Here is a 22489-nt window from a genome sequence, read left to right as displayed (position 1 = left end):
TTGATAAATCAGATTTATTGTGGAGAATATATCTCCATGAAATACGACCTGAATCTGCTCCCCGTTTTTGTTGCCCTGATGGAAGAACGCAGTGTCACCCGCGCTGCATTGCGCCTGGGCATGACGCAGGCTGCCGTGTCCAATGCGCTGGCACGGCTGCGTGGCACGCTGCAGGATCCGCTCTTCATCCGCGAGCGCTACAGCATGCGTCCGACCCCCAAGGCTGAGGCGCTGGCTCCGGTATTGGCCTCGGCACTGGCGTCGATGGATGCGGTGGTCCTGGGCCAGCAGGCGTTTGATCCGGCCCGTGCCGATCACCAGGTGACGATCGCCCCCAACAGTTACGTGGAGTTCGTGCTGGTACCCAGGCTGGTGGCCCGCCTGAGCCAGCTGGCGCCGGGAATACGGCTGCGCACCTTGAACTTTGGAACCGATCTGGCCGAGACCGGGGTCAGCGCGGGCGATACTGCCATGGTGCTGGGGAGAATCGAGGAGGCGCCCGACAATCTGGTGGTCCAGCACATCGCCGACGATGGGCTGGCATGCGTGGTCCGGGCCGACCATCCCGTCATCGGCAATCGCATCGGCAAGAACCAGTACGAGCGGCTCAAGCACGTCAACGTGCTGCCGTCGGGACGCCTGCGCACGGGCGTGTTCCAGGCCCTGCAGAGGCAGGGGCTCAAGCGGGAAGTGGTGGCGTCGGTCACGCACTTTGCATCGATTCCGGAAATCATCGCGGCCACCGATTATTGCGCCACCTTGCCCCGGCTGATCTGCCAGCGCCTGGTGCAGGATCGCCGGCTCAAGGTGCTGCCCACGCCTGTGGATCTGGGCAGCTTCCCGCTGCATATGGCGTGGCATGTGCGCTACAGGGATGATCCCGCGCACGGGTGGTTGCGCAAGCTGGTGGCCGAGACTGCGGCGGCGCTGTAAGGGCGGCGATGGATATGGCAGGGAAGGACTTCGATCCAGGCTGAAATATAATTTCTTCCTTCCCCTTATTTCCACTATCTACATGATCCATTTTTTCCGAACCTTATTTGGCCGCATATGGGCGCCTCCGTTCAAGCGGGCGAAAGAGGCAGATGATGCCCTCTCGGAGAAAATAAATCAGGAGCTTTCTGTTTAAGGTCTCCTAACGGCCAGGAGCTGACATCCCTATCGGCATTGAAGAGAAGAAAATGACATTGTTGACGAAAGAAGAGATCGTTCAGGGCTTGGAGCTTAAATATCGGGAGGACGTACAACAGTTTCCCACGTACTTCAATGGTGTCATTCCCAAGGCAGCGACAAAAGATCAGGAGAGAGAAATCTCGGCAGAGATATTTAACGTCTCCGGCATAAAGGCGCCTGATAGCTTTCGAGAGATGCTGCGTGAATGGGATTTAGGGGATTTGAAGCTTCTGAATTTTCGCTTTGGGAACGGAGGGAGCTTTTCCTCAGCGCTTCGAAAAATGAATACAGCGCCAGATGGACTAAATTGGTGGGTGTTGATTTGCTCGCAGATTTGACCCTCTCCATTTGACCCACCTTCCATTGCCTGCTGAAGGCAGCCACCCGGTCATACGACCCCTCGTATCCCAGCTCTCTTAAGTCCAGGAACATCTGTTTCAGGGTCCTTCTTTGCTTCCGAGATTTGACCGCCTCTGCGCTGAGCCAAGCGGAGAGCCTGGCGGTGAAGTCATCGAGCGAGCTTGGCGAACGCCTTGCTGGATAAGCAGGTTCGCTGACATCGGATCGGATGTAGCGGCGAACTGTGTTGCGGGATATGTCGAGCCTGCGGGCGATTTCCCGAATTGAGATGCGGTCTCTGATGTACCAGCGTCGAATAATTCCAAGTAGGGCCACGTCTATCACTCCGTTCTCCCGCTCGCTGTCATGAGCAGGATTGTGGTCTAAACATGGGTCAACTTTGGATGCAAATTTCCTGGGAAAGTGGGTCAGTTTTCAATGCAAATCAACAGGCCAAGAGGAGATTTTGTCGGTCGAGGACATTACCTCATTTGTTATGGAACAGCGTAAAAACGCTACGGGTGACTTTCAAAGCCTCATTGTTCCTACGGAATTTCCCTATCCATTTCCTGGCAAACGCTTGGGGCGTTAACCTAGGTCTGCAATTGGCCGAGGCTGTGTAAAAACGCAAATCTCCTGGGAAATCGTGGGTAGGGAGACTCTTACCGATATCGAGAAAATTGAATACGGCTCGATCTGATAGGTCGATTCTTCGATTGGTTAAAAATTCCAACGTTTTTACACAGCCTCGGCCAGAAGCAGATATCCGAACGCGTTGCCGAGCGATCATGCGCTTCCCTCAAAGATACCAATCAAGAAAAGCAAAAAAGCTCGGCCAGCTATTCTGAACAATGCCTTTCAGGAAATCATCGTGCCGGGCCAGGTCGAAATCCTGTGCTTCTCCGGTTTTATGTCGTAGAGATAGGCACCTTCACCTTGACAGCTGGTCATGCAGATATATCTGTCCGGAATTTTCCATGTTAGATGTATGAAGCGGGTTCCTGCCAATTCCGTTGTCGCAATGTTGCACAAGCTCATTGCTTGCCGCTTCTTTCGTAAAGCCGCCTCACTCGAGACGTCCGCTATCGGTGCCCAAAGCGGGCGTTTTCCCTCTCGCCCAACGCCCGCCTCTCGCAACCCCGAAAAGTCCTCTTATCCGGCAAACGCCGGCTGACTCGCCACGCTATCGCGCGCCTTCATTCTTTCGTACCAGGACAAAAGCGCTCTGCATTCCGCAGGAATTTCCAGCTTGACGATGGCTGCAAAGACGAGCGCACCGATGAGCGTGATGTCGGCCATCGAAAACTGCTCGCCAGCGACATACGGCTGGCGCTGCAGCACCTGGTCGATGTAATGCATGCCCCGCAGCGCCTTGTCGCGCTGGCGGAAACCCCACTCCGGATTCTGGTACAGCTCCACCAGCGGCCCCAGGCCTGGCGTGCCGTGGTGAAAATAGACGCTGATGGCGTCCAGCAATTCGATCTCCACCCGCTTGTTCATCATGTGGATCAAGCCTTGCTCCAGCGGCGTGGTGCCGGTCAGGCTGGGCGCACCCTCCAAGCTATCGAGATATTGCGTAATGGCCGTGCATTCGGCGATGAGGGTGCCATCGGCCAGCTCCAGGACAGGCAGCGTGCCCGAATAGTTTTTTTGCGCGATGAATTCCGGTGTCTTGTGCTCCCCCTTGTAGAGATCGACCAGCTTGAATTGGACCTTGTCCTGCAGCCCCTTCTCGGCGATGGCGATACGCACCCGTGTCGGGTACGGCCCGACCGGAAAGTCGTAGACCGTCATCAGGGAAGGGCTGTGCGGGTCTTTGTGTGTGGCGGTGGATGACATTGCATGCTCCAGAAGTAAATGAAAAGTGATGGGACCTCAACGAAAACTACCTAACGATCGTTAGGTTAACGATATTGCGTTATACTTTGCCGTGTCAACGCTTTTCTCTAGGAGCTGTGGTGAAAATGGAAGCAGGCGTCAATTCAAGGGAAAGAATCCTCGTGGAAGCCACGAGGATTGCGCAAGCGCATGGCTACAACGGCCTCAATGTGCGCGACCTGGCCAGTGCCGTCGGCATCAAGGCGGCCAGCGTCTATCATCATTTCGCCAGCAAGGCGGAGCTGGGCGCGGCCGTCGCCAGGCGCTACTGGGAAGACGCCGAGGCGGCACTGCGGGCGATGGAGGAGGCCGCGGCGTCTCCGCTCGAATGCCTGCGCAGCTACCCGGAGACCTTCCGCCATGCGCTTGACCGGGACAATCGCATCTGCCTGTGCAGTTTCCTGGCAGCGGAGACGGACGATCTTCCCGAGGAGATCAAGCGTGAGGTGAGGAAGTTTGCAGAGGTCAATGTGGCCTGGCTCAAGCGCATGCTGGCAAGCCACGCCCCGGCCTCCGACAAGGAAAGTACCCGCCGGGCAGAAGCCATTTTTGCGGCCGTGGCGGGTGCCCAGTTGATCGCACGCAGTCGTCGTGACATCACCGTGTATGACGAGCTCATTCGCAGCTATTTCGCTGCAGGCTTGTTGCCCGGCAAGCCCGCTTCGAGAAAAAAACCATCGTGATGGCCAGCATCGCAGTAGCGCGTGCAGCGATCAAGCCGTGCGGCCTTGTCGCCTTGCTCAGGAGCGCCTCCAGCCTTGGGCTTGCAGCGCCATCCGAATTCCCTCGCCATACGGCGTTTTCTTGATCGGCCCGATCAACTGCTGTAGCGCCGTATCGTCCATGATCACTGGCTGCGCCAGCAGATAGTGCATCTCCACCAGCTCGCGCATCATCGGATTGAAGAGTCCGATCAGACGCAGCATGGTCTTGCCTGCTACGCGTTTTTTCAGCTTGCGTCCGGTCTGGCGTTCCATTTCGTCTACCAGGGTCTGCTGCGTCGTCACGCCGGCACCGGCCAGATGCCACACCTTGCCGAAGGCGGCAGGCGTGCTCACCAGCCTGGCCACCACCGGCCCGACATCCGGCACGAAGACGAACTCGTGCGGACGGTCCAGCGGCCCGATCATGTCGGCCGTGCCACCCTGGGCTGCGGCCTTGATCGCGCCATGCAAGAAACTGGCCTCGACGCCCGGGCCGTAGAAATCCGGCAGGCGCAATACGGCTGTACGGACCTGTCCTTCCTTGTGTGCCTGCATCAGCAAGTCTTCCTGCGCCTTGCGCATGCGGCCCTTGAAAGTGTGCGGGTTGCGCGGATGGTCTTCCCGTATCGGCGCGGACTGTGGCAGACCATAGGGGTAGACCGTGCCGATGAGGAGGATCTGCTTGACGCCCGCACGGATGGCACCAGCCAGAGTCTTGCGCATCAGTTCCGGATGCAGTTCGAACTGCGTGTAGTGCACGCCCACCAGGTAGATCAGGGTTTCGACACCGTGCGCCGCCGCTTCGACCGAGGCCGGCGAATCGGGATCCCAGGTGCGGATCTCGGCCAGGGGATCGGCGCCGAAGGCCTGGCGCAAGCTGGTGTCGTTGCGCCCGACCACGCGGTAGGGCTGCCCTTGGGCACTGATGGCAGTGGCGATGCTTTGACCGATGGCGCCGGCGGCGCCGAAGAGGGCAATCCTGGACATGGGGTTCTCCTGGGTGAAGGTGTGTGTGTATGTGCGAACATCCCCAGTATGCAAAATTGCGGTATAAATGATAATTGCATAAAACAGCCTAGCCCCTATACATAAATGAATACCCTGGCCGAGATCGAACCCAACTGGGAGTGGTACCGCAGTTTCCTCAAGGTCCTGGAGACGGGATCGCTCTCGGCGGCCGGGCGCGAGATGGGCCTGACGCAGCCCACCGTGGGCCGCCATATCGAGCAACTGGAAGCGGCGCTCGGGCTCAAGCTCTTCGTGCGTTCGTTTGATGGGTTTTCGCCTACGGATGCGGCGCTGGAACTGAAGCCCTATGCGGCTGGCATCGCGGCCACTTCAGCCGCGCTGCGCCGGGTCGCCAGCAGCCACGGCAGGGAAGTGCGCGGCACGGTGAGGATCACTGCCAGTGAGGTCATCAGCGTGGAAGTGCTGCCGCCCATCCTGGCCGAACTCAAGCATCGCCATCCGGGGCTGTGCATCGAGCTGGTGATGTCGAACCGGGCCGATGACCTGCTGCAGCGGGAGGCCGATATTGCCGTGCGCATGTTCAAACCGGCCCAGGATGCGCTGGTGGCCAAGCGGCTGGGCAGCATCGAAGTCGGATTGCATGCGCACCAGCGCTACCTGGCCGCACACGGGGTCCCGCATTCGATCGCCGCGCTGGCCGGCCATGCGCTCATCGGCTTCGACCAGGAGAACGCCTACGTGCGCAAGGTGCAAGAGCAATTCCCCTGGCTCACGCGCGCCGGCCTGGCGTTTCGGGCCGATAGTGACCTGGCGCAATTGGCGGCTATTCGTGCGGGCTTCGGTATCGGGATTTGCCAGGTGGGCGTGGCCGCCAGGGAAGAGGCGCTGGTGCATCTGCTGCCCAGGAAATTCTCGGTCAAGATGGAAACCTGGATCGCCATGCATGAGGATCTGCGCGCCAGTCCGCGTTGTGCCGTGACTTTTGCTGCCTTGGTGGCGGGGTTGGGCGCGTATATACGTGGCGGCTGATGCGCCCCCGGGCTTTTTGCGAGAAGGCATGCATGGCCGATATGGCTGCGCCGCCCGGATCGTCGGGCAAAGATGCGCCATCCGCCTGATGCTGCGCTTGCATGCCGAACAGACGTTCTCGGTTCAGTGATTCCAGTGTGCGGGCCAAGGGCGACAGGGGAGAGAGCAACCAGCAGGCAGGCGGAAGGGGGCTGTCGTGATCAGTAGTCGCGGTACAGTTCGTTGATGTCACCGTGTCGCTGGGCTTCCAGCAATTCAGCTTTTACTTCTTCACGTGTCTTGCTGTAGGAAGGTGCAGGCGTAGGAGGATAGTCCACGTCATTGATGTTGAGGAGGCCTTGCGCGCGTGCTTGCTTCAACTCTTCGATGACCTGGCCACGGGTCTTGGTTGATGCAAATTCAGGCAGGATCGGATAATCGACATCCCCTCGGCTCACCAGTCCTGCGGCCTCGGCATCCTTCAGTTCCTGGATCACTTCTGCGCGTGTCTTTCCCTGGACAGGTGTTTCCTGGGCGTGGGCGGTGGCCGTCAACAGGCAGCCATTAGCGCAGATGATTGCAGTTAAAGCGAATAGCTTGAACGACTTCATTTTTTCCTCATGAGTTGATTTCTTCTTCGGACCTGCAGTGCTGTGTCGGCAAGGCAGGGCACCTGTCACACCGGCATCGAAGCGATATCGGGCGGCCATTGCAGTTTATTGTTTCGATTTCGAGGGATAAACTCGATATATGTAAAATAACCATTTCATAAAAAGAAATAATTTACGGGGAAGTGTCGGCAGGAGCTTGGCCTCGCCAAAATGGCTGCTTGAAAAAAAATGCCTGCTCCGTGGAGCAGGCATCTTCATTCTTCATTCCAGCACCAAGGCGCTGGGTTACTGCCACCCATACCGCTTGGCATACCACCCCTTCATCGCCTGGATCAGCACCGCATAGGCGACCAGGATCGCCACCAGCCACGGGAAGTAGGACAGCGGCAGCGCCTCCAGCTTGAAGTAATGTGCCAGCGGCGTCATCGGGATCGCAATGCCGATGGCCATGATGACCAGCGTCATTCCCATCAGCGGCCACGAGGCGCGGCTCTGGAAGAACGGGATGCGGCGCGTGCGGATCATGTGCACGATCAACGTCTGCGACAACAGCCCTTCGATGAACCAGCCGGACTGGAACAGGGTTTGATGTTCCGGCGAGCTGGCACCAAAGACATACCACATCAGGGCGAAGGTCGTGATGTCGAAGATCGAGCTGATCGGGCCGAAGAAGACCATGAAACGGCCAATATCCCCCGCATCCCAGCGCTGCGGCTTTTCCAGGAATTCCTTGTCGACGTTGTCGAAGGGAATCGAGATCTGCGAGACGTCATACAGCAGGTTCTGCACCAGCAGATGCAAGGGCAGCATCGGCAGGAAAGGCAGGAAGGCGCTGGCAATCAGGACCGAGAAGACATTGCCGAAGTTGGAGCTGGCCGTCATCTTGATGTATTTCAGCATGTTGGCGAAGGTCTTGCGGCCTTCCAGCACGCCTTCTTCCAGCACCATCAGGCTCTTCTCCAGCAAGATGAGATCCGCCGCTTCCTTGGCGATATCCACGGCCGTATCCACCGAGATGCCGATGTCGGCCGCACGCAGGGCCGGCGCATCATTGATGCCATCGCCCATGAAGCCGACCACGTGGCCACGGTCATGCAGCACGCGCACGATGCGTTCCTTGTGCGCCGGCGAGAGCTTGGCGAAGACGGTCACCGTTTCCACCGCCTCAGACAATTCGGCATCGCTCATCTTCTCGACATACGAACCCAGCAGCATGCCCTTGACCTCCAGCCCCACTTCGCGGCAGATCTTGGCGGTGACCAGTTCGTTGTCGCCGGTCAGGATCTTGACCTTCACGCCATGCGCACGCAAGGCGGCCAGGGCAGGGGCGGTCGATTCCTTGGGCGGATCGAGGAAGGCGATGTAACCGATCAGTACCAGGTCCGATTCGTCAGCGAGGCTATAGACCTCCTTGGTCGGCGGCAGGTCCCTGGCGGCCACACCGACCACGCGCAGGCCTTCGGCGTTGAGACTGCCGGTGGTGGCGCGGATCTCGTCGAGCAGGGCCGGCGTCAGCGGCACCACTTGGCCATTGACGCGGGCGCGCGAGCAGACCGAGACGATTTCCTCGACCGCACCCTTGCAGATCAGTTCGTGGTGATCCTCGCGCTCGGACACCACCACCGACATGCGGCGGCGCTGGAAGTCGAAAGGAATTTCGTCGACCTTGCGATAGGCCGAGGCGATGGACATTTCACGTTGCAGTTCGGCGTGCTCCAGCACGGCCACGTCCAGCAGGTTCTTCAGGCCGGTCTGGTAATAACTGTTCAGGTAGGCGTATTGCAGCACTTCGTCGTCGGGTGCGCCGTGGATGTCGGTATGACGTTCCAGGAAAATCTTGTCTTGCGTCAGCGTGCCGGTCTTGTCGGTGCACAGCACGTCCATGGCGCCGAAGTTCTGGATCGCATCGAGCCGCTTGACGATCACCTTCTTGCGCGACAGCGCCACCGCGCCCTTGGCCAGGGTCGAGGTCACGATCATGGGCAGCATCTCGGGCGTCAGGCCCACGGCCACGGAGAGGCCGAACAGGAAAGCCTCCACCCAGTCGCCCTTGGTGAAACCGTTGATGAAGAACACCACCGGCGTCATCACCAGCATGAAGCGGATCAGCAGCCAGCTGACCTTGTTGACTCCCGCCTGGAAGGCAGTCGGCGTGCGGTCCGTAGCGGTGACGCGTTCAGCGAGCGCGCCAAAATAGGTGCGCTTGCCGGTGGTCAGCACCACGCCCGTGGCCGAACCGCTGACCACGTTGGTACCCATGAAGCAAAGGTTGTCCAGCTCCAGCGGGCTGCTGGTGTTGAGGTTGCCGGGTGTGACGAATTTTTCCACCGGCAGCGATTCGCCGGTCATCGCGGCCTGGCTCACGAACAGGTCCTTGGCGGCCAAGAGGCGCAGGTCAGCCGGAATCATGTCGCCCGCCGAGAGCAGCACGATGTCGCCCGGTACCAGCTTGTGGATGGGCACCTCGACGCGGCGTGCGCCCTTCGGGTGCAGCATCACGTCAAAGTAACGCTGCGCTTCGGCGGCGATCTCTTCGACCTGGTCGTGGCGCATCACGGTGGCGGTGTTGCTGACCATGGCCTTGAGCTTGTCGGCGGCGGTGTTGGAGCGCGCTTCCTGCACGAAGCGCAGCAAGGTCGAGACCACCACCATGGTGCCGATGACGATGGCGGCCTTCATGTCCTCGGTGTAGAAGGAGACCGCGGCCAGCAGGGTCAGCAGCAGGTTGAAGGGGTTCTTGTAGCAGTGCCACAGGTGGACGTACCAAGTGAGCGGCTTTTCGTGCTCGACTTCGTTGGGGCCGCTGTGTTCACGGATGGCATCGGCTTCCGACTCGGTCAGGCCGTCGGGGCGCGACTGCAGGCGCTGCAGCAGGGCCTGGACCTCGCTGCGGGAAGCTTGGCTCAACTGCTCGGCCAGGGTTTGCGGGACTTCCTTGGTCACCTGGGCGCTGCGGAACATGTCCATGCCCAGGCGGCGGAAGTGACGATCCATACCGCGTGCGCGGATGAAGCTGACAAAGGTTTCTTTCAGCAGGTTCAGATTCATGGCGTGCTTCTTTTCTTGTTGGGCCTCGTCCCGTGGACGAAGCGGTTTGCATCGCGTCGGCCTGCAGCAGGGCAGGCCGGCATCGGGGTCAGCGCCGTGGACGGCCCCCGCCAAGACGGGCGGCCGCACGCGGCGCGCTGGGTCTTCGCGTGTTCATGATGGATGTGTCTGTCGCATTGCAGCCTCCGCCTGGTTGAGCGGAGTCCCTGTCATCGGCGCCTGAAGGCGCGAGCAGACGTGCAGCCGCATGGCGGTTGGCCATGCGGAAGGCGTTGCGTCATGGCGCGCGCGGCATCAGGCGAGCCGGCTGCCGGCTCGACGGAGCGGGCCATGCGGTCGCGATGCAGCTGCGTTCTGACGCCGTGTCTGCGGCGGTCGATCGTCGATCTGTCGTTGTGAGGGAATGTCGTGGTCAGCGGCGCTGCTGAAAACCGGCCCGTAAAGACCGTGCGCTGCCGACATGAATTGCCGTCATCTGCCTGGTGCAAGATGACGACAGGATGAAGTCCTGCTGAAATCCTTGCTGAGGCTTAACCCGGAATTAACCGGCAACAACTGTCACCCGAACAAGTGCCCATGAGAGGGACTCCAAAAAATGAGAACGGGCGAATTCTACGCCCGCGCGGAAAACAGGGTCAAGGCAAATTCGCCCGCGTTGCCGAAAATTTGTGCATCTGCAACAAGCCGGAGTGGAAGCTTTTTACTTCACGGTGGGGATCAGGAAGCTGATTTTTTCTGCTGCGGACGCTGCTCTGCAGCACCGATTCTCGCCCGCAGCGCCTTGTCTTCCATGGTGTACGGCCTATACTCGATACGAGGCAAGCCCGAACAGAGTACGCGCAGCAACCCGCGCAAAACCAATAAACTCGACCAGGAGACGCATCATGCCCAACCTCATCATGAACAATCTGATGTTCTTCGTTCCCATGGCGCTGGCGGGTTTGTTGCTATGCGGGGAGGTTCCGGTGGCCTCAAGGATGGTCCGAACCAGTTTGAGAGCAGTGGGCGCGGTCTTCGGCGCACTGCTCGCCCTCTTAGTACTGGAAGCATTGCCAGTGCTAATTTAGCGGGCTTTCTGCGGCCCGCTTTGCCGCTCGTTGCGGCAGTGGCCGGGGCATCGGCGCAGGCATTTTTTTAGGGAAGTACGCCTATCATTCCGTCATGCCGATCGCCCCGCCTTGATTTCCCTAGGTCGATGTTTTCACAGTGGTCTCGTGGCGGCCCCGAAAACATCGGCCTTTTTTGCGTCCATCGTTTTCGTGCGTTCATCGCCTGCGGCTCATGTGCAGCAGGGCGGCGGCGGTTGATTGGGCGCGCTGGCGCGTTCGAGCGCAGGATGCCAGACCACCAGCCGGTCCCGTCCGCTTTCCTTGGCGCAGTACATGGCGTGGTCCGCCCGTTGCAGCCAGACGAAATGGGCCTCCATGTCGGCCGAGAACGGCACCAGTCCTCCGCTGACGGTGCAGCCATATAAATTGTTTATATCATTATGGATGCGCGCCGCTTCAACCAGGCCCTGTGCCAGGGCCAGCGCGTCGGCGGGCCGCATGTCGCGCAGAATCACTCCGAATTCTTCTCCCCCGTAACGCCCGATCCAGTCCTGCTCGCGCAGCCGGGTGCGCAGCAGGCGCGCGAAGTTGCGCAGCACTTCGTCACCGATCAGGTGGCCCCAGGTATCGTTGATGCTCTTGAAGTAATCCAGGTCCAGCAACAGCAGGAAGGTCTGGGTCTCTCCCGGTAGCTGGCGGTGGCGGCGTTCGAATTCGTCCAGCAGCAGGCTTTCCCAGTAGCGGCGGTTGAAGAGCAGGGTGAGGCCATCGAGCTGGCTGACGATCTCGAACTGGCGCGAGCGCTCGGCCAGCTTCTTGGACATCAGGTAGGTGGACTGCCCCAGCGCCAGCGGATAGAGCGCCATCATGGGCAGGCAGGCGAGAATGGTCGTCAGGTCCGACTGCGGCAGGAAATGCGCACCCAGCAGCCACCACCCCAGTGCGCAGGCAAGGAGGCTGGCATAGAGCCCGCGCAGGAACAGGCGCAGTCCGCCGGCGGCAATATTGTCCATCGACAGCATGGAGATGATGACTGCGCTGGGCACCAGGTTGCCCTGCAGGGCGGCGATCCAGAAGCCGCCGAGGGCGGCATCGATGACCAGGTTGCGCCGTTCGGCGCGATAGGGAATGGCGCTGCGCAGCGCCCAATGGCGCGCGACGTGCGGCCATGCGTAGCCATGCGCCACCAGCAGCAGCCACAGCGGCCACGCGACGGGATGTTGCAGGAAGCCGGCAGCAACGCAGAAAAACCCCACACCCAGGCCGATCACCCGCAGACGGTAGATGCGCTGCACGAAGCGCACGCCCTTGCCGGCCAGTGCGGCCGTGGCGGCGTGGCTGTCACCGGCGGTGCGCGGGCGATACAGCGCCAGCGGATCCACGAGATTGAGCAGCAGGCGCCGCAGGCGCGGCCAGCCTGAGGGGGCGGAGTGCGCGGGTGAGCAATCGGGGTTGGAGGGGGAGGACATGTTCATGTTTTTCTTTCGTCGGGACCGCAGGCGCCGGCAGCCGGACAACGCCGCCTGAACGGCTGGTACGCGCCGGTTACATGGCAAGCATGATTATCGGTCACGCAGCGTAACGCCTTCTGGCGGCTCTTCGCAAGCCTGGCCTGCCCCGGCCTTGACCCTGATCTGCCGCCCACGGGGAACCGTTTCCTGCGGGCATCTGTCTTTGGGAAGCCGGGCCAATGCACCGTCCCTGTTCCTGTTGCTGGTGTAAAGCCCTTAGTGTCGCATGGCAAGGTGACGCGCCGATGTCCTCGGGGCAGCGTGCCGGCGGCCTGTCATGCATCCCCTATAATGCCTGCTCCTCACTTCTGCCTGAATCATGTTCCGCTTCCCCCGCCTCCTGCAGTGCCACCGGTTTGGTTTTTCTTCGTTCATCGTTTCGCTCCTGGCCAGCAGTGCCGTCTGCGCGCAGGGCCTGCCGCCGGCTGTGGTCGGTGCGCTGCGGGTGGCCCATATCCCGCAGCAGAACACGGGGGTGGTGGTGGTCGATGCCGAAAGCGGCAAGCGCATGCTGGCGGCCAATAATACCGCACAGCCCTTCAATCCTGCTTCCGTGATGAAGCTGGTGACCACGGATGCGGCCTTGGAGATCCTCGGCCCGACTTATACCTGGAAGACCCAGGCCTACATTGACGGCACGCTCTCCGGGGGCGTGCTCAATGGCGACCTGATCCTCAAGGGCGGGGGCGATCCCAAGCTGGTGCTGGAGAATTTCTGGCTGTTCCTGCGCCAGTTGCGCGCACGCGGCATCAAGGACATCCGCGGCAACCTGGTGCTGGACCGCACTTATTTTGCGGAGTCCAGCTATGACCCCTCGCAGTTCGATGGCGATCCGCAGAAGCCGTACAACGCGGGCCCCGATGCGCTGCTGATGAATTACCGCACCCAGGCTTTCCGTTTTGAACCGGATGCGGTCAATGGCGTGGTCAACGTGAGCATGGATCCGCCCATGGCCGGTATCACCCTCACGCCGCCACGCCTGTCGCAGGAACCCTGTGGCGACTGGCAGGGCAAGCTGAAGATGAACAACGACCCCAACGCCGTCAGTTTTACCGGCAGCTACAGCGCCGACTGCGGGCCGCGCGTATGGTATGTACATCCTTATCGCATGAATAATGTGCAGTATGTAGGCGCGAGTTTTGGTCAGATGTGGGCCGACCTGGGCGGCAGTTTTGCCGGACGCGTGCTCAACGGGCAAGTCACGCCTTCGGCGCGGCTGATGGCCGAAGTGCAGTCGCCACCGCTGCCGGAAGTCATCCGCGACATCAACAAGTACAGCAACAATGTGATGGCGCGCCAGGTGCTGCTCACGCTGGGGGCGGAGATGACCGGCCAGCCCGGTGACACCGTCAACGCCGCGCGCGCGGTGCGCGGCTGGCTCAATGACAAGGGCATCGATACCAATGGCCTGGCCATCGAGAACGGCGCCGGTCTTTCGCGCGTGGAGCGCGTGACGCCGGCGCTGCTGGCCAGCGTGCTGGTGCAGGCCTATCGTTCGCCGCTGATGCCGGAGTTCGTGTCTTCACTGCCGCTGGTCGGTTACGACGGCACCATGCGCCGTCGCCTGAAGACGCAAAGCGTGGCCGGACAGGCGCACATCAAGACGGGCACGCTCAATGACGTGCGTTCGATTGCGGGCTATGTGCAGGCGGCCTCGGGCAAGACTTATGTGGTGGTGTTCCTGATCAATCACGCTGCTGCGCCCAATGGGCAGCAGGCGCAGGATGCCTTGTTGCAATGGGTGTACGAGAACGGTTGAGATGAAGAGGAGGCGGCTTCAATCGCAGCCGCCACCGCCTCCGCCGTCACCCCCTCCGCCGCCGTCCCCGCCGCCGCAATCGCCCCCGCTTCCTCCATCGGAGCCACTGCCCGAGCTGCTGACGTCGCCCGCCCAGCCAGCGCCGTTGCTTGCAGGAACACCCGGTGAGCTATAGCGTGTCTTGCTGTAATAGGAGGGAGCGCGATAATGCACCGGTGGCTGTGGCCGGGGCATCACGCGGCGCATGATCATGCGCAGGAGCAGCAACAGCGCGGCAAGCGCTACCAGCCAGAACAGTATTTTCATGGCATCAAAGTAGCAACGGTTTGTCCGAGAGTTCGTTGCGCAGCTCGTCGTGACCTTCAGGGTCGCGCGGCAAGACCTTCGCCAAGAGGGCGTGCAGGCTGGCCAGCGCTTGCAGTGTGCTGGCCTCGTATTGGCCGGCGGCATATCCGGCAGTCATTTGCTTGCACACCTTCTGCCATTGCTCCCGCGTGACGCGCGCGTTGATGCCGCGATCAGCCACGATCTCGACCTTGCGGTCGGCCAGGTTGAGGTAGACCAGCACGCCGCAGTTTTCTTCGGTATCCCAGATGCGGTAATGCGAAAACAGCTCATGCGCGCGCTGGCGGGCGCTTTCGCCGCGCCGCACTGCGCCCAGCGTGAGCGCGGCTTCGACGATCACGCGCACTTGGGCGCGATGTTGCCTCTCTCCTTCGCCGATGCTGGCCTGGATCGCCTTGAGGGTAGAGGAGGGAAAGATGCGCCGCGCGGCCGCACGTGTCATGCGCAAGTGGCGCAGCAGGCGCGCAAACAGGGAAGGGGATGCGTTGTTGTGCGCCATGTCACCAATCTCCCGAGGCACCGCCGCCATCAAATGTACCGCCACCGCCGGAGAAGCCGCCACCCGACGATCCTCCAAATCCACCACCGAAGCCGCCGCCACCCGAACGCGAACCGCCCCGTCCGGAACTGGCCTGGCGCAAGGCCTCGTCGACCAGGCTGCCGATGATGACGCCGGCGGTCGTACTGCCGCCGCGTCCCCAGTCATTGCTGTTGAGGGCATTGCGGCTGCTGCGGCGCGACTTCAGCAAGACCGTAAAGAACACCACCAGGAACAGCCCGATCACCATCAGCGTGATCCAACCACCGCCATCATCGGTCTGTACCGAGCCGGAGGAACGTTTGGCCGGTGGCAGCTTTTCCTGTTCCAGCAAGGTGGTGATCGCCGTCACGCCCGCCGCCAGCCCGCCATAGAAATCGTTCTGGCGGAAATGCGGGGCGATCACGTCTTCCAGGATGCGCTTGGTTTGCGCATCGGTGAGGCTGCCCTGTACCCCACGCCCGGCTTCGATGCGCAGGCGGCGCAGGGATTTGGGATTGTCCTTGGCGACGATCAGGATCACGCCGTCATCCACGCCCTTGCGGCCCAGTTTCCAGGCGTCGGCCACGCGGATGCTGTATTGCTCGATGGCTTCGGGCGCGGTGGAGGACATCAGCAGCACGCCGATCTGGCTGCCGGTACGCTGTTCGATCTCGGCCAGCACGCCTTCGAGGGCCTGGCGCTGCTGCGGCTGCAGCAGGTGGACCTGGTCGATCACGCGGGCCGACAGCGGTGGCACCGGCACCAGGCCGTCATCGGCACGGGCCGGGGCCGCCAGCGCGATCCACGCCAGCAGCCAGCAGGTCAGGAGCAGCTTGCGCATGGCCAGTCGGGGCTCCCGTGCTTATTTGCCGAAGTTGACCGCAGGCGCGGTCGAAATGGCTTTTTCGTTTTCTACCGTGAACGAGGGTTTGACTTCATAGCTGAACAGCTTGGCCGTGAGGTTGGTGGGGAAGCTGCGTGCCAGGATGTTGTAATCCTTCACAGCGGCAATATAGCGCTGGCGGGCCACGGTAATGCGGTTTTCAGTGCCTTCCAGCTGCGATTGCAGGTCGCGGAAGCTGGTGTCGGCCTTCAATTGCGGATAGTTCTCGGAGACCGCCATCAGGCGCGACAGCGCCGAAGACAATTGCCCCTGTACTTCCTGGAATTTGGCAAAGGCCTTGGGATCGTTGAGCACTTCCGGGGTGATCTGGAAGCTGGTGGCCGCTGCACGGGCGCGGGTGACGGCTTCCAGGGTGTCCTTCTCGTGGGAGGCATAGCCCTTGACGGTGTTGACCAGGTTCGGGATCAGGTCGGCGCGGCGCTGGTACTGGTTGACCACTTCACCCCAGGCGGCCTTAGTGGCTTCATCCTTGGCCTGGAATTCGTTGTAGCCGCAGCCGGAGAGGGTGAGGGCCGTCATGGCGATGGCCAGCCAGGCGAAGAGTTTTTTCATGTTGTTTTCCTCGTAGCAAAAGTGAAGCAAAGGGAGCGCATGAGACCATGCAAACCTCCTGAAGTGCCCGATGTTCCGTGAAAAACCCTGAACATCAGTCAAAAATCGAGGTCTGGGCAGGCCGGCGCGCTACAATAGCGCATCTTTCAGTTAAAGGCATCACCGTGACATTCATCGAGAAACTCAACGCTGCGTGGACCTCGCGCAATTCCCTGCTGTGCGTCGGCCTGGACCCCGACCTCAAGAAATTCCCCGCCGAGCTGCAGGGCAAGCCGGACGCCATCTTCGAATTCTGCCGCGCCATCATCGATGCCACCGCCGAAGCCGCCTGTGCCTTCAAGCCGCAGATCGCCTATTTCGCTGCGCTGGGCGCGGAAGAGCAGCTGGAGCGCATCTGCGCCTATCTGCGCAGCAATTACCCCGAGATCCCGCTGGTGCTCGATGCCAAGCGCGGCGACATTGGCGCCACCGCCGAGCAGTATGCCCGCGAAGCCTTCGAGCGCTATGACGCCGATGTCGTCACGGTCAGCCCCTATATGGGCTGGGATTCGGTCTCGCCCTACCTGGAATGGAAGGATCGCGGCGTGATCGTGCTGTGCCGCACCTCCAACGCCGGTGGTTCCGACCTGCAATTCCTGGAAGTCGATGGCAAGCCGCTGTACCAGCACGTGGCGCGCCTGGTGGCCGAGAAGTGGAATACCAATGGCCAGTGCGGCTTGGTGGTCGGTGCCACCTTCCCGCACGAACTGGCCCAGGTGCGCGCCATCATCGGCGACATGCCGCTGCTGGTGCCGGGCGTGGGTGCCCAGGGTGGCGACGTGCAAGCGACGGTCACCTCCGGCAAGACGGCCTCGGGTACGGGCATGATGATCAATTCTTCACGTGCCATCCTCTACGCCAAGCCGGAAGCCGGCGAAGATTTCGCCGCTGCGGCGCGCCGGGTGGCCATCCAGACGCGTGACGAGATCAACCGCTTCCGCTGAACCGCGCAAGCAGAGATGAAGAAAAAGGCGGCGACTCCATGGGAGCGCCGCCTTTTTCTTCATGCGTGCCGCTTCAATCTGCCAGAAGCTTCAGCAAGCCCTTGAGCGAATGTTCCACCGTCTGGGCCCGCACCTGCTGGCGGTCGCCCTTGAAGACCAGGCGTTCGGTATAGGTCTTGTCGCCCACGCGCCAACCGAAGCAGACGGTGCCGACAGGCTTGCCCGGTACCGCGCCACCGGGGCCGGCGATGCCGGTGGTGGAGACGGCCACGTCCGAGCTGCTGTTGGCCACTGCCCCTTCGGCCATGGCGCCGGCGATTTCCTCGCTGACTGCGCCATGCTGGGCGATCAGCGCCTCGGAGATGTCCAGCAATTCGTTCTTGGAGGCGTTCGAATAGGTCACGAAACCGCAATCAAACCATTCTGAGGAGCCGGCGATTTCAGTGATGGCGTGGGCGATGCCGCCACCGGTACAGGATTCTGCAGTGGCCAGGAGCAGGCCACGGGCTTTGAGGGTGTGGCCTACGCGGGTGGCCAGGTCCAGGGTGCTGTCCATGAGTGTCATCCTCGGCTGTGCCGCAGTCGGCGCCACGTGGCGGACGCGCTGCGGTCGGTTGATCAACGAAGTGCGTGGACTAGGATACTCCGATGTCAGGAAATGTTGTATCGGACAAGCTCCGATTGTTCACTTCCCGTTACCAATAAGTGCGCCAGAACGCGAACACCAGCAGCGTATAGAAGGCTGCCACGATGTCATCCCACATCACGCCGAATCCGCCCTTGAAGCGCCGGTCGAACCAGGCGATCGGCGGCGGCTTGACCATGTCGAAAAAGCGGAACACCACAAAAGCCGCGAACTGCGTCTTCAGGCTGGCCGGCATCACCAGCACCAGCACCAGCCAGAAGGCGATGATCTCATCCCACACCATGCTGCCGTCATCGGGCGAATTGAGCGCCTGCCCGGTGCGATGGCAGGCCCAGATGCCGATGATGAACCCGGCCGCAATGATCACCAGCCAGTTGGCCGCCGTGAAGACCTGCGGCCAGCGTGTGGACAGCACCACGTAGGACAGCCACGCGAAGAGCGTTCCGGCCGTGCCCGGCATGATGGGCGAGAGGCCGCTGCCGAAGCCCTGGGCGATCCAGTGCGCCGGATGCGCCAGCATGAAGTGCGGGGTCGGCTTGCGTTTGCGGGGAGAGGCCGAAGGCGGCGGCGGGAAGGGTGAAGAAGCTTGGTTCATGAACGGAAATGATCGAAGGAATCCGGCGCGTCCTGCAACGGCTCACCGGCGGCATCCAGCAGCCGCAGGCCGGCTTGCGCATCGATCTGGCCGATGCGGGTGACGGCGGTGCCGGCGGACTGGGCTGCCTTCAGGACCGCCTCGCGCTGGCGTGCCGGGGCAGTGAAGCAAAGTTCGTAATCGTCGCCACCGGACAAGGTAAAGCGGCGGCGCAGGTGCAGGTCGCGCTGCTGCAAGGCCGCGCCGGGCGGCAGGGCGTCCACGTCCAGCGTCGCCCCCACATGTGAACGATCGAGGATGTGGCTGAGGTCGCCCGCCAGGCCATCGGAGATGTCGATGGCGGCATGGGCAATGCCGCGCAGGGCCAGACCCAGCGCTACGCGCGGGGTTGGCGCATGCATGCGCGGGGCGGCCAGCTGCAGTTCTTCGCTGTTGATGTCGAATTCCTGGCGGTAGCCTGCCAGCGCCAGGCGGGCATCGCCCAGCGTGCCGGAGACCCAGATGTCATCGCCTGCACGGGCAGCATCGCGGCGCAGCGCCTGTTGCGGCGGCACTTCGCCGAAGACCGTGATGCTGATGGTCAGTGGCCCCTTGGTGGTGTCGCCGCCGATGAGCTCGCAGCCATGGGCATCGGCCAGCGCCAGCATGCCTTGCGAGAACGGTGCCAGCCACTCGGCACGGGCTTCCGGCAAGGCCAGGGCCAGCGTGAAGGCAATCGGCTGCGCGCCCATGGCGGCCAGGTCGGAGAGATTGACGGCCAGGCACTTGTGGCCCAGCAGCAGGGGATCGGCATCCGGGAAGAAGTGGCGGCCCGCCACTAGCATGTCGCTGGAAATGGCCAGCTGCATCCCCGGGGCCGGTGTCATCAGCGCGCAGTCGTCCCCCACGCCCAGGGCCGTGCGGCTGTCGGGAGCGGGTGGGCGGCTGAAATAGCGCGCGATGAGTTCGAATTCGGAAAGCATGGCGCGATTGTAACCAATCCGTCACGGCTTCAGGCGCACAATATCCCGGCGACGATGCATGTTGCGATGCAGCGCAAATTGCCCGGATGCGGCGTCACGGCAGGGTGCGCGAGAGGCGGGTGAAGGGATAGGGGTTTTCCCCAATACCGGATAGACAAGGGCGGTGTCAGCCTCTCGTACGGGAAATCAAGCTGCGCGCAACTGCGCACATCAGGCGACAACTGGTCGTCATCTGGCCCCGGAAATGCCATGTTCGCGGTCATCACGGGTTTGGGTCGACAGGCCGCAAAGCCAGTCCGGAAAAGGCTTTGCGCGGAGCAGCATGAGCCCGGCGGCCTATGATTGAGGGCCGACCTCTGCTAGAATCGACCCCCTTCGCAAGTCAACTAGAGAATACAGAGTATGGATTCGATGATCAGTAAGAAAGAAGAAGTGCGTCAGCAACTTCGTCAGGCAGCGCTGGACTACCACGAGTTTCCCACCCCGGGCAAGATCGCGGTCACGCCCACCAAGCTCCTGACCAACCAGCGTGATCTCTCCCTCGCGTATTCTCCGGGCGTGGCGGCGGCCTGCGAAGAAATCGTCGCCGACCCGCTCAACGCCTTCCGCTACACCGCCCGTGGCAACCTGGTGGCCGTGATCACCAACGGTACCGCCGTGCTGGGCCTGGGCAACATCGGTGCGCTGGCGTCCAAGCCGGTCATGGAAGGCAAGGGCGTGCTGTTCAAGAAGTTCGCCGGCATCGACGTCTTCGACATCGAAATCAATGAAACCGACCCGGACAAGCTGATCGACGTCATCGCGGCCCTGGAGCCGACCTTCGGCGGCATCAACCTGGAAGACATCAAGGCACCGGAGTGCTTCTACATCGAGCGCAAGCTGCGCGAGAAGATGAAGATCCCGGTCTTCCACGATGACCAGCACGGTACCGCCATCATCGTTGGCGCGGCCATCCTGAACGGCCTGAAGGTCGTGGGCAAGGACATCAAGAACGTCAAGCTGGTGGTCTCCGGCGCGGGCGCGGCGGCGCTGGCCTGCCTGGACCTGATCGTCGACCTCGGCTTCCCGATCGAAAACATCTTCGTCACCGACCTGGCCGGCGTGGTCTACAAGGGCCGCAAGGAACTGATGGACCCGGACAAGGAACGTTTCGCCCGCGAAACCGATGCCCGCACCCTGGCCGAAGTGATCCCGGATGCCGACATCTTCCTGGGCCTGTCCGCCGCCGGCGTGTTGAAGCCCGAGATGGTCAAGCAGATGGCGGCCCGTCCGCTGGTGCTGGCCCTGGCCAACCCGACCCCGGAAATCCTGCCGGAAGAAGTGATGGCCGTGCGTGACGACGCCATCATTGCCACCGGCCGTTCGGATTATCCGAACCAGGTCAACAACGTGCTGTGCTTCCCCTACATCTTCCGCGGCGCGCTCGATTCGGGTGCCACCACCATCACCCGCGAGATGGAGATCGCCACCGTCCACGCCATCGCCGAACTGGCCCAGGCCGAGCAGTCCGATATCGTGGCCTCGACCTATGGCATCGCCAACCTGTCCTTCGGCCCGGAATACATCATTCCCAAGCCCTTCGACCCGCGCCTGATGATCAAGATCGCGCCGGCCGTGGCGCGTGCTGCCGAAAGCTCCGGCGTGGCGGCCCGTCCGATCCAGGACATGGATGCCTACATCGAGAAGCTGGAACAGTTCGTCTACCACAGCGGTACCTTCATGCGCCCGATCTTCCAGGTCGCCAAGAAGGCTGCCGAGGCCAAGAAGCGCATCGTCTACGCCGAAGGCGAAGAAGAGCGCGTGCTGCGTGCGGTCCAGGTGATCGTCGATGAAAACCTGGCCAAGCCGATCCTGGTGGGCCGTCCGGAAGTGCTGGAACAGCGCATCAAGAAGTTCGGCCTGCGCCTGCGCCCGGGGACCGACTTCGAGGTCATCAACCCCAATTTCGACAACCGCTACCGCGATTACTGGCAGAGCTTCCTGGAGATGTCGCGCCGCAAGGGCGTCACCGAGCAGTACGCCAAGCTGGAAATGCGCCGCCGCCACACCCTGATCGGCTCCATGGCCATCCACAAGGGCGATGCCGACGGCATGATCTGCGGCACCTACGGCACCACCCAGCTGCACCTGCACTACATCGACCAGGTGCTGGGCAAGCGCGAAGGCGTCAACGTTTATGCCGCGATGAATGCGGTGATCCTGCCCAATCGCCAGCTGGTGATGGTGGACACCCACGTCAACGAAAACCCCAACGCCCGCGAGCTGGCCGAGATCACCATGCTGGCCGCCGAGGAAATGCGCCGTTTCGGCCTGCATCCGCGTGCTGCACTGCTGTCGCATTCGAACTTCGGTTCCAGCAACAGCGAATCGGCCCGCAAGATGCGCGACGCCTTGGCCATCCTGCGCGAGATCGCGCCGGACCTGGAAGTCGATGGCGAAATGCACGGCGATACCGCGCTCGATTCCAAGCTCTTGAATGCGGTGATCCCGGATTCGCCGTTGAAGGGTGACGCCAACCTGCTGGTCATGCCCAACATCGACGCCGCCAACATCGCCTACAACCTGCTCAAGACCGCATCGGGCAACGGTGTGGCCATCGGCCCCATCCTGCTGGGTTGTGCCAAGCCGGTGCATATCCTGACCCCGTCGGCGACGGTGCGCCGCATCATCAACATGACAGCCTTGTGCGTCATGGATGCCTTGTCCGAACGCTGATCGCAGCCTCGGTCGGACCGTAAGACCGTAGACCGCAAGACCTTGAAAGCGGCGCATGTCGAAAGACATGCGCCGCTTTTCATTGTGCGCGTGGATGGATTCCCGGACATGCCGCGCAGCAGCATTCCGGGAATCCGCACCGGGTTGGCGGGTTCTTTTTGGGTGATTTTTATAAAACCGTTTGCAATCAATGGCTTGCGATCTGATTGCCCAGCTTT

Annotated in this window: 19 protein-coding genes and 1 pseudogene; 8 read left to right on the top strand and 12 right to left on the bottom strand. The window is 61.7% G+C overall.

All coding sequences use genetic code 11. The features are described from left to right. Positions 1–36 precede the first annotated feature (36 nt). Positions 37–933, top strand: coding sequence for a LysR family transcriptional regulator (locus tag ACLRDN_RS17965; RefSeq protein WP_413457394.1), 897 nt, complete (start codon positions 37–39; stop codon positions 931–933). 248 nt (positions 934–1181) lie between these two features. Beyond that, complete coding sequence (locus tag ACLRDN_RS17960; protein ID WP_413460455.1) at positions 1182–1511, top strand: hypothetical protein; 330 nt, start codon at positions 1182–1184, stop codon at positions 1509–1511. Positions 1512–1746: 235 nt separating this feature from the next. On the opposite strand, the pseudogene ACLRDN_RS17955 reads toward ACLRDN_RS17960, so the two are convergent. Together ACLRDN_RS17955 and ACLRDN_RS17950 are read right to left on the bottom strand one after the other, a co-directional pair. Beyond that, positions 1747–1848, bottom strand: a pseudogene (locus ACLRDN_RS17955) (helix-turn-helix domain-containing protein); the annotation flags it as partial. A gap of 816 nt (positions 1849–2664) precedes the next feature. Next, positions 2665–3351: a glutathione S-transferase gene (locus ACLRDN_RS17950; RefSeq protein WP_413457393.1), complete on the bottom strand. Its 687-nt coding sequence runs from the start codon at positions 3349–3351 to the stop codon at positions 2665–2667. Positions 3352–3476: 125 nt separating this feature from the next. On the opposite strand from ACLRDN_RS17950, the gene ACLRDN_RS17945 reads away from it, so the two are divergent. Beyond that, positions 3477–4073, top strand: coding sequence for a TetR/AcrR family transcriptional regulator (locus ACLRDN_RS17945; protein ID WP_413460410.1), 597 nt, complete (start codon positions 3477–3479; stop codon positions 4071–4073). A 57-nt stretch (positions 4074–4130) separates the two neighbouring features. On the opposite strand, the gene ACLRDN_RS17940 is transcribed toward ACLRDN_RS17945, so the two are convergent. Further along, positions 4131–5081 carry an NAD-dependent epimerase/dehydratase family protein gene (locus ACLRDN_RS17940; protein ID WP_413457392.1) on the bottom strand — a complete coding sequence of 317 codons (951 nt, stop codon included), beginning with the start codon at positions 5079–5081 and terminating at the stop codon, positions 4131–4133. 114 nt (positions 5082–5195) lie between these two features. Between ACLRDN_RS17940 and ACLRDN_RS17935 the strand changes: the two genes are divergently transcribed. Then, positions 5196–6092 carry a LysR family transcriptional regulator gene (locus ACLRDN_RS17935; protein ID WP_413460409.1) on the top strand — a complete coding sequence of 299 codons (897 nt, stop codon included), beginning with the start codon at positions 5196–5198 and terminating at the stop codon, positions 6090–6092. Positions 6093–6292: 200 nt separating this feature from the next. Here ACLRDN_RS17935 and ACLRDN_RS17930 read toward each other — a convergent pair whose 3' ends face one another. Together ACLRDN_RS17930 and mgtA are read right to left on the bottom strand one after the other, a co-directional pair. Further along, positions 6293–6682 (bottom strand): DUF4148 domain-containing protein, encoded by a 390-nt coding sequence (locus tag ACLRDN_RS17930; RefSeq protein WP_413457391.1) that lies wholly within the window; start codon positions 6680–6682, stop codon positions 6293–6295. A 285-nt stretch (positions 6683–6967) separates the two neighbouring features. Next, complete coding sequence (mgtA, locus tag ACLRDN_RS17925; RefSeq protein ID WP_413457390.1) at positions 6968–9730, bottom strand: magnesium-translocating P-type ATPase; 2763 nt, start codon at positions 9728–9730, stop codon at positions 6968–6970. A gap of 884 nt (positions 9731–10614) precedes the next feature. On the opposite strand from mgtA, the gene ACLRDN_RS17920 reads away from it, so the two are divergent. Beyond that, positions 10615–10797 (top strand): hypothetical protein, encoded by a 183-nt coding sequence (locus ACLRDN_RS17920; protein WP_413457389.1) that lies wholly within the window; start codon positions 10615–10617, stop codon positions 10795–10797. Positions 10798–11009: 212 nt separating this feature from the next. On the opposite strand, the gene ACLRDN_RS17915 is transcribed toward ACLRDN_RS17920, so the two are convergent. Continuing rightward, positions 11010–12254, bottom strand: a complete 1245-nt coding sequence (locus tag ACLRDN_RS17915; RefSeq protein ID WP_413457388.1) for a diguanylate cyclase — start codon at positions 12252–12254, stop codon at positions 11010–11012. 355 nt (positions 12255–12609) lie between these two features. On the opposite strand from ACLRDN_RS17915, the gene dacB reads away from it, so the two are divergent. Then, positions 12610–14049, top strand: coding sequence for a D-alanyl-D-alanine carboxypeptidase/D-alanyl-D-alanine-endopeptidase (gene dacB, locus ACLRDN_RS17910; protein WP_413457387.1), 1440 nt, complete (start codon positions 12610–12612; stop codon positions 14047–14049). A 310-nt stretch (positions 14050–14359) separates the two neighbouring features. On the opposite strand, the gene ACLRDN_RS17905 is transcribed toward dacB, so the two are convergent. The 3 genes from ACLRDN_RS17905 to ACLRDN_RS17895 are packed head-to-tail and all read right to left on the bottom strand — an operon-like array spanning position 14360 to position 16370. Then, positions 14360–14893, bottom strand: coding sequence for a TPM domain-containing protein (locus ACLRDN_RS17905; RefSeq protein ID WP_413457386.1), 534 nt, complete (start codon positions 14891–14893; stop codon positions 14360–14362). 1 nt (position 14894) lies between these two features. Further along, positions 14895–15755 (bottom strand): TPM domain-containing protein, encoded by an 861-nt coding sequence (locus ACLRDN_RS17900; RefSeq protein ID WP_413457385.1) that lies wholly within the window; start codon positions 15753–15755, stop codon positions 14895–14897. A gap of 21 nt (positions 15756–15776) precedes the next feature. Next, positions 15777–16370, bottom strand: a complete 594-nt coding sequence (locus ACLRDN_RS17895) for a LemA family protein (RefSeq protein ID WP_413457384.1) — start codon at positions 16368–16370, stop codon at positions 15777–15779. 164 nt (positions 16371–16534) lie between these two features. On the opposite strand from ACLRDN_RS17895, the gene pyrF reads away from it, so the two are divergent. Beyond that, positions 16535–17353, top strand: a complete 819-nt coding sequence (gene pyrF, locus ACLRDN_RS17890; protein WP_134223034.1) for an orotidine-5'-phosphate decarboxylase — start codon at positions 16535–16537, stop codon at positions 17351–17353. A 73-nt stretch (positions 17354–17426) separates the two neighbouring features. Here pyrF and ACLRDN_RS17885 read toward each other — a convergent pair whose 3' ends face one another. The 3 genes from ACLRDN_RS17885 to thiL form a co-directional block, all read right to left on the bottom strand. Further along, positions 17427–17909: a CinA family protein gene (locus tag ACLRDN_RS17885; protein ID WP_008331030.1), complete on the bottom strand. Its 483-nt coding sequence runs from the start codon at positions 17907–17909 to the stop codon at positions 17427–17429. A 139-nt stretch (positions 17910–18048) separates the two neighbouring features. Next, complete coding sequence (locus ACLRDN_RS17880) at positions 18049–18594, bottom strand: phosphatidylglycerophosphatase A (protein ID WP_413457383.1); 546 nt, start codon at positions 18592–18594, stop codon at positions 18049–18051. Then, entirely contained in the window at positions 18591–19556 is a 966-nt protein-coding gene (thiL, locus tag ACLRDN_RS17875) for a thiamine-phosphate kinase (RefSeq protein WP_413457382.1), read from the bottom strand. The genes ACLRDN_RS17880 and thiL overlap by 4 nt, the downstream gene beginning before the upstream one ends. A gap of 402 nt (positions 19557–19958) precedes the next feature. On the opposite strand from thiL, the gene ACLRDN_RS17870 reads away from it, so the two are divergent. Then, positions 19959–22271: an NADP-dependent malic enzyme gene (locus ACLRDN_RS17870; protein WP_413457381.1), complete on the top strand. Its 2313-nt coding sequence runs from the start codon at positions 19959–19961 to the stop codon at positions 22269–22271. The last annotated feature ends 218 nt before the right edge of the window (positions 22272–22489 follow it).

This window comes from Herbaspirillum huttiense, from assembly GCF_047300815.1.
In the GTDB taxonomy this organism is placed as follows: Bacteria; Pseudomonadota; Gammaproteobacteria; order Burkholderiales; family Burkholderiaceae_D; genus Herbaspirillum; species Herbaspirillum huttiense_A.
This window is presented reverse-complemented; position numbering and strand designations above follow the sequence as displayed.

What these genes read in the sequence shown, in the direction of transcription:
- ACLRDN_RS17965 (WP_413457394.1), top strand. Translation starts at nt 37, where the DNA reads ATGAAATACGACCTGAATCTGCTCCCCGTTTTTGTTGCCCTGATGGAA.
- ACLRDN_RS17960 (WP_413460455.1), top strand. Translation starts at nt 1,182, where the DNA reads ATGACATTGTTGACGAAAGAAGAGATCGTTCAGGGCTTGGAGCTTAAA.
- ACLRDN_RS17950 (WP_413457393.1), bottom strand. Translation starts at nt 3,351, where the DNA reads ATGTCATCCACCGCCACACACAAAGACCCGCACAGCCCTTCCCTGATG.
- ACLRDN_RS17945 (WP_413460410.1), top strand. Translation starts at nt 3,477, where the DNA reads ATGGAAGCAGGCGTCAATTCAAGGGAAAGAATCCTCGTGGAAGCCACG.
- ACLRDN_RS17940 (WP_413457392.1), bottom strand. Translation starts at nt 5,081, where the DNA reads ATGTCCAGGATTGCCCTCTTCGGCGCCGCCGGCGCCATCGGTCAAAGC.
- ACLRDN_RS17930 (WP_413457391.1), bottom strand. Translation starts at nt 6,682, where the DNA reads ATGAAGTCGTTCAAGCTATTCGCTTTAACTGCAATCATCTGCGCTAAT.
- mgtA (WP_413457390.1), bottom strand. Translation starts at nt 9,730, where the DNA reads ATGAATCTGAACCTGCTGAAAGAAACCTTTGTCAGCTTCATCCGCGCA.
- ACLRDN_RS17920 (WP_413457389.1), top strand. Translation starts at nt 10,615, where the DNA reads ATGCCCAACCTCATCATGAACAATCTGATGTTCTTCGTTCCCATGGCG.
- ACLRDN_RS17915 (WP_413457388.1), bottom strand. Translation starts at nt 12,254, where the DNA reads ATGAACATGTCCTCCCCCTCCAACCCCGATTGCTCACCCGCGCACTCC.
- dacB (WP_413457387.1), top strand. Translation starts at nt 12,610, where the DNA reads ATGTTCCGCTTCCCCCGCCTCCTGCAGTGCCACCGGTTTGGTTTTTCT.
- ACLRDN_RS17905 (WP_413457386.1), bottom strand. Translation starts at nt 14,893, where the DNA reads ATGGCGCACAACAACGCATCCCCTTCCCTGTTTGCGCGCCTGCTGCGC.
- ACLRDN_RS17900 (WP_413457385.1), bottom strand. Translation starts at nt 15,755, where the DNA reads ATGCGCAAGCTGCTCCTGACCTGCTGGCTGCTGGCGTGGATCGCGCTG.
- ACLRDN_RS17895 (WP_413457384.1), bottom strand. Translation starts at nt 16,370, where the DNA reads ATGAAAAAACTCTTCGCCTGGCTGGCCATCGCCATGACGGCCCTCACC.
- ACLRDN_RS17885 (WP_008331030.1), bottom strand. Translation starts at nt 17,909, where the DNA reads ATGGACAGCACCCTGGACCTGGCCACCCGCGTAGGCCACACCCTCAAA.
- ACLRDN_RS17880 (WP_413457383.1), bottom strand. Translation starts at nt 18,594, where the DNA reads ATGAACCAAGCTTCTTCACCCTTCCCGCCGCCGCCTTCGGCCTCTCCC.
- thiL (WP_413457382.1), bottom strand. Translation starts at nt 19,556, where the DNA reads ATGCTTTCCGAATTCGAACTCATCGCGCGCTATTTCAGCCGCCCACCC.
- ACLRDN_RS17870 (WP_413457381.1), top strand. Translation starts at nt 19,959, where the DNA reads ATGGATTCGATGATCAGTAAGAAAGAAGAAGTGCGTCAGCAACTTCGT.